Source organism: Granulicella aggregans (assembly GCF_014203275.1).
In the GTDB taxonomy this organism is placed as follows: Bacteria; Acidobacteriota; Terriglobia; order Terriglobales; family Acidobacteriaceae; genus Edaphobacter.
The window spans coordinates 38,324-48,969 of record NZ_JACHIP010000019.1 but is presented as its reverse complement, the minus strand read 5'-3'; the positions used below and the strand labels follow the sequence as shown (position 1 = coordinate 48,969).

Annotated in this window: 9 protein-coding genes; 1 reads left to right on the top strand and 8 read right to left on the bottom strand. The window is 55.9% G+C overall.

All coding sequences use genetic code 11. The annotated features are described in order from the left end of the window. Nucleotides 1-273 precede the first annotated feature (273 nt). Nucleotides 274-900 (bottom strand): hypothetical protein, encoded by a 627-nt coding sequence (locus tag HDF16_RS26485; protein ID WP_184223342.1) that lies wholly within the window; start codon nucleotides 898-900, stop codon nucleotides 274-276. A gap of 314 nt (nucleotides 901-1,214) precedes the next feature. Here HDF16_RS26485 and HDF16_RS26475 point away from each other — a divergent pair, with 314 nt between their 5' ends. Beyond that, nucleotides 1,215-1,592 (top strand): HU family DNA-binding protein, encoded by a 378-nt coding sequence (locus tag HDF16_RS26475; protein ID WP_246410217.1) that lies wholly within the window; start codon nucleotides 1,215-1,217, stop codon nucleotides 1,590-1,592. A 226-nt stretch (nucleotides 1,593-1,818) separates the two neighbouring features. On the opposite strand, the gene HDF16_RS26470 is transcribed toward HDF16_RS26475, so the two are convergent. The 7 genes from HDF16_RS26470 to mobF all read right to left on the bottom strand — a co-directional run bounded on the left by HDF16_RS26470 (nucleotide 1,819) and on the right by mobF (nucleotide 10,645). Next, nucleotides 1,819-2,676, bottom strand: a complete 858-nt coding sequence (locus HDF16_RS26470; protein ID WP_184223338.1) for a dienelactone hydrolase family protein — start codon at nucleotides 2,674-2,676, stop codon at nucleotides 1,819-1,821. Nucleotides 2,677-2,979: 303 nt separating this feature from the next. Further along, nucleotides 2,980-3,474: a phosphotransferase gene (locus tag HDF16_RS32220; RefSeq protein WP_432432291.1), complete on the bottom strand. Its 495-nt coding sequence runs from the start codon at nucleotides 3,472-3,474 to the stop codon at nucleotides 2,980-2,982. Between the two features lie 546 nt (nucleotides 3,475-4,020). Next, nucleotides 4,021-4,809, bottom strand: a complete 789-nt coding sequence (locus HDF16_RS26460) for a hypothetical protein (protein WP_221313220.1) — start codon at nucleotides 4,807-4,809, stop codon at nucleotides 4,021-4,023. Further along, a complete protein-coding gene (locus HDF16_RS26455; protein ID WP_184223332.1) occupies nucleotides 4,799-5,590 on the bottom strand; it encodes an ABC transporter permease subunit in 792 nt (263 codons plus the stop codon). The genes HDF16_RS26460 and HDF16_RS26455 overlap by 11 nt, the downstream gene beginning before the upstream one ends. Further along, nucleotides 5,587-6,477, bottom strand: coding sequence for an ATP-binding cassette domain-containing protein (locus HDF16_RS26450; RefSeq protein ID WP_184223330.1), 891 nt, complete (start codon nucleotides 6,475-6,477; stop codon nucleotides 5,587-5,589). The genes HDF16_RS26455 and HDF16_RS26450 overlap by 4 nt, the downstream gene beginning before the upstream one ends. A 2-nt stretch (nucleotides 6,478-6,479) precedes the next feature. Next, nucleotides 6,480-6,968, bottom strand: coding sequence for a GntR family transcriptional regulator (locus HDF16_RS26445; protein WP_221313219.1), 489 nt, complete (start codon nucleotides 6,966-6,968; stop codon nucleotides 6,480-6,482). A 116-nt stretch (nucleotides 6,969-7,084) separates the two neighbouring features. Next, on the bottom strand, nucleotides 7,085-10,645 hold the full coding sequence (gene mobF / locus HDF16_RS26440; RefSeq protein WP_184223325.1) for a MobF family relaxase: 3,561 nt from the start codon (nucleotides 10,643-10,645) through the stop codon (nucleotides 7,085-7,087). Nucleotide 10,646: the final 1 nt, after the last annotated feature.

Here is a 10,646-nt window from a genome sequence, read left to right as displayed (position 1 = left end):
AAGTTTAAGGGGCTGGTGCGGCGCAGCTACCTAGAACCCACCATCACCGCCCTGTACCAGATTGCCCTTGGTGACAGCAATGTTGGGTTTACCCCTTCTACGTGGTTTCCGTATTCTGGGGCGAGATGCTCTGGAAACGCTCCCTAATGGCTTAGGCGACAAACACATCTCTGGCACCTGACGTGGTCCTGAAACTCGTCAATCATTGCGAACTTTAGGATGTGGAAGCTTTTATCCCGGCACTGTCGCTCGGACCTGAGGAGGCTTAGCGGCTCATTCGGGCCATACGTAGTAATCACTCGCAGGAACCCGAACAAACCCTACCTCTTCCCAGAATTGCCTCACTCGTTGCTGCGCTGGCCGTTTTCCTCGGGGATTTTGGTCTTCACATCTACCAGTAAATTGCAAAGGAACTGGGACGCAAGTGATGACACCGCAGTTAGCTCCAAGTCTTCGAATAGCCATGAGAGCAATTTCCTTTCCTATGCCTTGTCCACGGTACTCCTGATCGAGTTCAAGATGCTCAATCAGCATCAGGTCCCAGTCAAGGGACCGATCTTCGGAAAGCAAATGCTGAACGACCGGCTTAAGCTCTTCAGTCTTGTGATCGAATAGGTTCGCAAAGCAATCACAACTATCTCCATCAAGGGAATCCATGACCTCGAAGAGAGACACTTCTTCATTAACGATGCGTCCGCGCTCAACAATGTAGATCGTGACTTTTCCAATCTTGCGCTCACTTTCATCGTTCATCGTTGCGATGGCGCTTCCGTGATAAACAGTGATGAAATCGCTGGGATCTCCAAGATCCTGGGCGATACTGAATTCAAAATCGACGCGAATGCCTATGTGCTGAGCCTCTTTGCGTCGTTCCGATGTGTTGGCTATCGCTTTACGCACGGGTACAGCATATCTGTCCCCGTGATGTTTAAGCACCTCTTCTGAAAACTTCAGGGAGCTCTAGGACGTAGAATGACGAGATGCCCAAAGCAGCTGCAGCAATCACATCTCCTAAGATCAAGAAGCTCGCCCAGAAAGCGCTGAAATCGCCTAGCATGTTGACGACCGCAGAAACGCGTGAGCTCGGCGCGTCCGTCATTGCTTACGTCTCACCTCCAAAGGAGGGAACTGCGGTTCCAGCAAAGAAAGCGGCCTCCAAGAAGACCCCAGCGAAGCAGAAGTGACCTACTAACCCGTTCGACCTTGAGGATTCCATGGCAACGAAGAAAGCACCCGCAAAGAAGACCGCTGCTCCCGTGGCGGCAAAGAGCAGCGCCGCTCCAGCGAAGAAGACGAGCTCCACCAAGAAGATGACGAAATCAGAGCTGGTCAAATTAGTCGCAGAGAAGATGGAGTTGTCGTCGAAGCAGACAGCGGCGTTCCTCGATTTCCTCGCGTCGACTGCTATCCAGGAGACCAAGAAGAACGGCGAGTTCACGATCCCTGGCCTCGGTAAGCTGGTGAAGGCTCAACGGGCGGCTCGTATCGGCCGTAACCCTCAGACAGGTGAAGCGATCAAGATCAAAGCCAAGACGGCCGTCAAGTTCCGGGTTGCGAAGGCAGCCAAGGACCTGATCGCACCCATGAAGTAACGAGGAAATCAGAGCAGTAAAGCGATCCTTCGCGTCAGCGGAGGATCGACTGTTTAGGTCCTCGAAGGAGCATAGGTCTGATAATGCTATTAACCCGCGATTGACTATACGTAATTACGCTTATCAGACGTAAGTAATTGATAACAACACGCTTACATAGTATAGCGCAAGGAACGCACCGCTCTCAGTCCACCTTCTCGGCCGGAGACACGACGACAGCAGTGCGTCATGGTTTCACGGTTGCGTGATGGTCAGGTAATGTGGCGAAGCGCTCCCAACTTAACGCAACGTCCCTAGAGGGGAGCCAACCGGCAGGAACCGCGTCTATCGGAGGAACTTCAGAGGGCTGTGCGTACCGTAGATCTACTGCTCCCATAAGCGGCACGTGGCTATTGGTGAGGAGTCCAGTCGGTTCTTTGCGAAAAAACGCATAGTAGCCACTGTTTTTATTTACTACGGCTGAGGCTCGTTTCGATCCAGAGTTGTCCAGAATTGCGTTTAGCCACGCGAGGATGAGCTCGGTCGCATCCTCATTGCAAAAATGATTCGCATCGTTCTGGGTAGCGAAGAGCCATGGAGCGCCCCGCCCCCAATGCTTGGAAAAGTACGAATAGGGCGTTTCTGTTCCCACAATCTCGTCTTTGCCCCCGACCAGAATAAGTACCGGAATCTTCAAGGCAGCGCCTGAGAGGCTGATGGTATCGAGTCCCAATGGAGCGCCCTGCCCACCGTGAGACACAATTGCTGCTTCGATTCGGTCAGGAGCGAAACCTACAAGCCTGCCCACAAGCGCACCCGCTCCCGAAAAACCCATGAGCAGGAGAGGGGCAGTCTTCAGTTCCAGATGATTCGTTGTCACAGATAACTGGTCGATGGCCGTCAACAAACTTCGGCCGAGACCATGATCTGGATCGACATCGAGGTCTCCATTATTTTTTGTTGAAGGGCACCCCATCGGCATGAGCATTGCCAAATCGTGTTTTCTTGCGAAAGCCGCAACCTCGGGTTCCTCGTAAAAATGTTGTAGCTCGGGGCCTCGTTCGAAGACCACAAACAATCCACGAATTGGTTTGGCTTCTGACAAGATTCGCAGATCGTACTGGCATGGGGCTGCGACATCCTCGTCTGGTTTCGCAGCTACGATCGTGTGAAAAGAGGTCACCGTGCTTTGGGCAAAGCAATCAGACGGGATTACAGTCGGGATAAAAAGCGTAAACGCGGGAAACAACACGCAATAAGTGCCTACTCTCCAAAGACGAGACAATCCGTGCTCCTTTCCAGATGCCAGCTACTATAGGGGATCATAATTAAGCATGTTCAGGTATTCCGCCAATGTCTGTCCTGATAAACGCCGCTCACGCCACTTTGCCGGTTCTGCCTCAATTCGCTAGCGTTCGATTTTTGACGTTTGGTGTAGGGACCCCTTCAAAGAGGCGAGCAATTCTTCTAAGGCTGAAGCATTCTGGTCGATGTAATCCGATACCGGACCCCAATATCGGTGGTGTTCCTCAACGTAAAGTCGAGCCCAGGGTTCCTGTCCCTTTTGGGCACCCTCAACAATGAAGTCATGCTCCGCTCGGGCTCTCTTAACCATTAGCTTTATGAGCTTGCCGTAGCTGGACCGCTGAAGACGATACCCATCCAAGAGTGCATGCATGGCAGTTGCGGCCCTCGGAAGCTCGCATTGAGGTTCAAATGGTGGGAACGCTATTGAAGCCCACGCCAAGTCCCATAATCGGGTGGCGGGCGCAGCAGCGTCCCAATCAATGAAAACCCACCGGTCAGCGCCACAAACCAAATTCCATGGTGCCAGATCATTGTGGCAAATGAGATCACGTTCGTCCGGCTCATAGCGGACGTTCCATTGAGCCTCTTCGGGCATTTGGAATGAGGCGGCTGCGTCGTGCAAAGTCCTGATGATGGTGCCGACGCGGCGAAAATCAGTTTGTGTGTGAGTTCCAACGCTGCTCCACAACGAACCTTGTACAAACTCCAAGACCTGTCGCCCTTGCTCGTCTATTCCGAGAGCGGCTGGAGATGCTTCGAAGCCTACAGCCTGAAGATATGCCAAGAGACTGTGTACGGCAGGAGTAGAGGATGTCACAGGTTTGCGCACAGTCGATCCAAGCCGAACAACTGATTCGGCGGTGTTGCCACCCGTAAGCTGTTCTTCTTGTTCTGACATAATCCTCGTGGAAATTCTAATTGCTCCTGAAATGTCGCATTCTCGGCAGTCGTGGAAATGCCGGAGTCGTGCAAAGCACGGAACGGTAAAGCTGTCCCACCCTTCGCACCGCTCCTTGGCAGACGCCAATGCTGCCGGCGTCTTCCACATCCCCCAGCCCTCGACGGCGGGATATTTATGTAAAGACACAAAGACATAAAGGGGGTCACTACACCAAACGTCAGAAATCGTACGCTAAGCGTCTTAGAAGTCACGAATCTTGATGACCGCGCCTGCGACTAATAGCAAGATCAAAGAGATCAAGAGACAAATGGCTAGGCCGAGCCAATGAAACGTTCCTGTTAGCAACTGGGTTTTCGAATCGATTGAGGCTGTAGCGCTCATCACGTCGAAGACGTTCCAGCCCTGAAGCGCATGTCCTCGATAGCCGAGAAACACTGCGGTGAGTGTGCAAAGGCCAACGACCGGAGCGGTGAACTCTCCCTCGAACATTTCCGACAGCAACAATCCAAAGGTTACGATCACAAGACCCGTTACGCCCATCCACGCCCCGAACGCTAACGCTTGAAGGAATGGATAGGATTCGCCAATGATTGCTGACAGCGCTGGGATGAGAATGGCCGAGCCCAAACCAAATGCGATTGCCTCGGCCCACGCTATGGAGGCGCGGGCGAGGAAGAGATCGAGCCGCCTGACCGGCAGAGCAAGTGTAAAGAGGGCAACGCCGGTTGTTCTTTCCCTTGTCAGCCCTCCGAGGGCAACGATAAAGGCCGCCAAAATCCACAATCCTTGTAGGGCGTAGTGGAACAGACCTGACCAAACATAGGCCGAGTAGAGCAGCGGCTTGTCAGGAAAGCGTGTGTTGTAGCGGGCAAGAAATCCGGGGCTGGTAAGCACTGCATAGAAAACCAACGATGCCAACAGCACGAGGGAGCAGAAAAAGCGCCCACGAGATTCTCGCCAGGCTTTATGTAGGAGGGCGGGCCTGCCAGATACAAAGTCATTGCGTCGCCTAAGAGCATCAGTAGTCAATGTGATCTCCATGGGCGACAGTGGCCGCGAGCAAAGCTGCTGTGAGCATCCACGTTACGAGGAGAATCGTCCATGGTGTCGCACTCCAGCTCAACTGCCATGGACCGGCCATGGCGTGCGCGAAGTCCAGGTACCCCAACCATGTGGAGTGCCCGACGTAGCGCATGTGTTGCATATAGGTCTGAAGCCAAAGGTAAGGCGCTCCGAGGACGGCCAGAGTAAGAATGAGGCTCATATAGTTGCCCGGAAAGAGCGTGTAACAGAGATTGCCGAAAGCGATCAGGAAAACACCAGCGGCAACCATGAGCGCAGTATGCAAAAGCAGCTGTGAGAGTGAACAGGTTTGATGAATTACGAGAGAGCCGACGATGACCACGAGTACGGCGAAGAGACTCAGAGCAATGCTCTCAAACAGCGCTACCGCCAATCTCGTGAAGAGCCACTGTCGTCGGCTGACCGGTAGGCCCAGGCTGAACAAAACCGTTCCGCCGTTGCGCTCGCGAACCAATCCGCCAAACGCAAACAGGATGGCAAACAAGGCCCAAACCTGTTGCAGGTAGTTATCGTAAAGGTAGTGCCAGAGATACCAGCCGTATTCATGAATGCCAAGTGGCATCCATTTCATATGGTAGCCATGAGGGTTTTGCAATTCCCCCGTCCACATGCTGACTAGCCAAGCGTGCTGCTGCATGTAAAAGATACAGACGATGGCTGCAGCAAGAAGGCCAGTAAAGAAGCGGACTCGGGTCTCGATCCAAGCCTTGTAAAGAAGCATTCTCATGATCTGGCCTTCACCTTCTCAAGGAAGATTTCCTTCAACGAGATGGGTAGAACATCGACGGTTCTCGCATGGAGCATGCGAACATGCTCGACGATAGAGTCCACGTTGTGGCTGGCGACGAACGAAGCTGTTCGCCCTTCTATGCGAACCTTTTCTATCCCCGGCACCCTGAAGTCACGCTCTTCGACCGGTTCCGGGAAGACCGCCTGAATGTGCCGGTACTGCTCCTTGACCTGGTCCACTGACGCATTGAGCACAAGCTTGCCATGGTCAATCATCAGAATGTGATCCGCTACCTGTTCGACCTCCGCAATCTGATGGGATGAGAAGAAGATGGTTGTCCCTTGGGCCGCGAGCGACACAACAATCTGAAGCACGTCTTCGATGGCTACAGGGTCTAGCCCTTCTGTAGGCTCATCCAGTATCAAGAGTTCGCAGCCACGGGCGAAGCCAAGAAGCAAAGCGAGTTTTGTTCGCATGCCCTTCGATAGCTGCCGGATCTTGCGATCGGGAGGGAGCTCAAACTGCTCCAGGAGGCGCGCTTCGAGGGCGTGATTCCATCCAGGAAAGAATGACTTCGTGAAGTGAATGATCTGGGCGACGCTCATGTAGTCGTAAAGCCGCTTATCCTCCGCCACGAAGGCTACTTTTTGACGAATTAACAGACTCTCCCTCTCTCTATCGATGCGGTGTCCGAGGATGCTGCCACTGCCTGACGTAGGGTGAATCATTCCGAGTAGCATCTTGATCGTCGAGCTTTTTCCTGCACCGTTTTGGCCAAGAAAAGCACATACGGAGCCGGCCTCAACCGAGAGACTCAGACCACGAACGGCCTGCTGCTTTCCATATGTTTTTCTCAGATCGATCGTTTCGATGACTGCGGCCACGACTACCTCCCTTGAAGCTCTTCGGCGAATTCGGCTTCAAAGAGTCGTCGAATCTCGCCTTCGTTCAGACCTTGCTTTTTCAAAGTGTCGATAAAATCACGAACCAGCTGCTGGGCGTCTCGCATCCCCTCAGCACCGGATAGACTGCGGGGCCGGGTCGTTACGAACGCTCCGAGTCCGTGCCTTATATCGAGAACTCCTTCGTTCTCCAGCTCGCGATAGACCTTTATGACAGTGTTGGGGTTGATGACAAGAGCTTCGGCCAGGCTGCGGATGCCCGGCAACTGATCTCCGGGAGAGAGGGCACCGGTTTCAATGACATGCCTAATTTGTTCTTTGAGCTGAACGTAGATAGGAATGCCCGACGACGGATTTGGTTTGCGAAACACTGTTATAGAGTAATAGCACAGTAGGGCGGACAAGGCAATCGTGTATCTGTTGCGCAAACGAACGTTTGTGCGAGGGTGCGTTACCGAGTCGAAAACCGTCATTTCTGGGTTGCAGAAGCCTATTGCGATTGCCTTTCCAGTGGCGACAGGTTTGTGCAACAGGCCTTAGCGTACGATTTTTGACGTTTGGTGTGGTGACCCATAAAGGCAAGCGATGGCTAGAAGCCGATGCCGAAGTCGTGCTGCTGCCGGACAGGCTGTGCAAGTTCAGGCGCCGCGATTTGTTTGGAAGTAGAGAAATCGTGCTGCGGCTGGTTGGTGTACAAAGCAAGATCCGTTTTCGGAGAAACGCCCTGGAAGGTTTGTTGGGAAAGGCCATCGCCTGTTGCGATCACGCGTTCCGCGCGGAGGTTCTTCAGGCCGTCGACGGCGTAGCCGTATTCGATGTGCCGGGACTTCTCTGAAGAGACCTCGGCGTTCTTGCCGGAATCGAGCTTCACTGTCATGGAGTGGTCCTGACCTATGCGGGTTACGGTGCCGAGGTCACCGGAGCGGACGCCGGTCTCCTTGTCATAGCTGGTAAAGCGGATGCGCTCACCTTGCGCTATTTCGCGGGTCTCCTCTTGGTAAGTCCGGCTCTCGCGTGTTTGCGTGCGGAGCTGCGCCGGGTTGTAGGAAATTTCTTCACGCGTGGCGTCTAGCTGAACCGAAAGGACGTTGCCGCGCGGCTTCGTAGATACAACGGTGGCCTCGCTGTCGTGGGGAATGCCATGAAGGCTGGGACTGCCAGTCTTGTAGTGGATCTTGTCTCCGGGTTTGTAGCTCTCCACGCGCATTTTGCTGCCGGTGTCTTTCTCCACTAGAACCGGAACAGCCTGCGCGTCCCGGCCGAGCTTGCCCTGCGCGTAGAGGTCGGCACGGACGAGCTGCGTCAGCTCCTCACGCTCCGTGCGATCGGGTGCGACGATCACACTACGCTCTGGGCGGCTGACGTACTCACTCGCAACGGCGGCGAGCCGTGAGTCGGCATTGTTGTACTCGTGGACCTGAACGATCTTTGGAGCTTTGGGGGGCTGTACAGCTTCGGCCTTTTCAACTTTGGTTGTGAAGTCGAGTGCGGCCGTCTTGGTTACATCCGTAGCGAGCCGCGCACCCAACGTTTCAGCGTCGTTCGTGTAAATTCTCGCGTCCTGGGCCGCGCGTGAGATGGCTACATAAGCGAGGCGGCTGTTGATGAGGCTGCGCGAAGAGTCGGTGTCGATGTTGGCTATCACGCGGTCTGCCGTGAGTCCCTGGGAGCTGTGCGATGTGACGGCGTAGCCGTGGTCGAACTGCCGAAACTCTGTGGGGTTGAAGCTGACGAAACGCTGCTCCTTGCCATCCATAAGGACGGTCATGCGGTCTGGCTCCATCTTGCTGATGGTGCCCATGTCGCGGTTGGAGATCCCAAGCTCCTTATTCAGCGCAGAGAACTGCAGCCGGTCGCCCGTGGCAAATTCGCGGCTGGTCTCGCGATAAACGTTCACGCCATAGACGCGCCTGGGGTCGTACTCTACTGTTGCGCCGTTTGGAAACTCCACGGTCAGCCGATTCGCGGTCGCATCGCTCGATCGCACAACGGCGAAGCTGTTGCGCTCGATCCCTTCGGCTTTGCTGCCGCGCTCGTACTGGACAACATCGCCGGGACGGTACATCGCCGCCCAGGTGCGATCGGGACCGGTCATGTCCGAGCGATGGGAAAGTGTAAGGAACTGTTGGCCATCCCCGGCAAGCGTGCCGGCTTTCAGCAGCTCGCCGCGCACGGCTTCATTGATCTGCTGGCGGCTGCGATTGTCAGGGGAGACGATGAGGGTGTTCTCTGGTTTAGCAGCGTAGTCCCGCGCGATCGCCGCGATGCGCTCTGGCGCATTGGCAAGCTGAGTGACACGTCCTTGCTCGGAAAGCAGCGCAATTCCCTTCTCCGTTTCGTTCGTGGCGAGGTGCTGCACGGCGCGAAGCAACTCGGGGTCTTTCTGCCTCATGATGGTGTCCAGCCTGGAAGTCTGCATGCCTGCTTCCTGCATTTGCTGGAACGGTCGGCCCGCATCGACACCCTGGTGCTGGCGTATGTCACCGATGACGAGAACGCGGTCCTCCGGGCGTATCTTCTCTAAGAAAGCTCGCATCTGCTTGGTGCTGGCGAGACTGGATTCGTCCAGCATGTAGAGATGTTTGCTGGCAGGGTCGGACTCCTTCTGCCGTGCAAGGAAGCTCTGAAGCGTATTCGCTTCGATCCCGGCTTCGCGGAGCTGGCCTGCCGCTTTAGAGGTCGGGGCGAAGCCTTCGACCTTGTAGCCGCCTTGCTCCGCACCCTCGCGGATGGCCGACAGGGCGCTCGTTTTTCCGGTGCCCGCAAGCCCCTGAAATCCGTGTACACGGTCGGTACTTGTCAGCACCTCGCGGATAGCTGTGCGCTGCGCGTCGTTCAGAAAATCACGAGATTGGGCCTGCTTCTCGGCGGCACGATCACTCAGCATGGGTTTGCTTGCGTCTCTTCCATCCATGACGTGTTGCACGTTGGCACGCTCCGCCGCGATGGTCTCAGGAGTGGTGAAGCTGCGCCCGGAACTGTGCTTTTGCCCCTGGACGGAGCGGAACTCCCCTTCCTCTCGTCGCCGCTGGAACTCGCTCTGCACTTCGGAAAAGCTGACTTCGCCCATACCTCGGCGCAAGGCCTCGCGCATGATGATCCGCTCATCGGCGACGGCCTCGCGCTCGAAGACCTTCTCCTTGGCGAAGGCCACGGCTCCGCGAGCATCGCCCTGCAGGCCGGTCCCCTGTGCCTGGCTCAACGCGCGTTCCCGCGCCGCTGCGACGACTCGCTCCGGCTGGTTGCCGAAGTCCGCGGCCATCTCCTTATGCGCTGCCAACACCTCGGCGGGCGTGAGGGTCTGCTTACGATCGCGCGTTGCATGCGCGGCGATCTGCGCGGCCTCTGGTCCTTGGAAACCGGCACGCTCCATCTGCTCTTTGATCTGCTGGGAGCGTGGGCTCGACGCGTCAAGGTATGGCTGCGAATAGCCCTTTACTTCAGGTGCGCCGCTCTGCCCTGGCTCGATCTCATAACCCAGCCTGCGGAGCTGGTAGGTGAGAGCCGACTGGTAAACGGCGGTGGCATAGTTCTGCGACTCGAAGAGAGCCTGGGGTTGTAGAGCGCGAGTCGAACCGTCCGCACGTTCGGTGACATTAAAGATGATCGCGTGCGTGTGGAGCTGGGGTGCGGCGTAGCCGTTCACTGGCCGCGCCGTGTCATGCTCGAACTTCGCCGCAATGAACTTCCCCGTCTGTTCGGCGGGATTGTTGCCGCCGATCCGCGCGTGCGTGTACTTCTCGAGCTCTTCAAGTGCCGTCGTCACAGCAGCACGGTGAGCCTCCCTGACGCGGTCGTCGCCACCTACCAGAGCAGTCAACGAGACCGACTTGGGGGCGGAGAACGTCGCATCCCATCCGGCCCGGTGCTCAACGGGCTTCGTCACGCTGCCGTCCGCGTTGGTGTACTCCTTCCCTTCCCGATGCTTCACCATCTGTTCTTCAGTCTGCGGATGTTTGCCTTCCGTCAGACGGGAGAACTCCAGCGGCGCAACCTCTCCGGAGAGACCGAGGGAGGCGGCAAGTTTTCCCTGCCACTCTCCCTTTACCGTGTCGTCCTGCTTGTAATAGCTCTGGGCGTCGCTGGTGTATTCCAGACTGTGGTATGTCTGCGCCTGAGCCGGGCTGATGGCTTTGGAAATAGTGAGCATG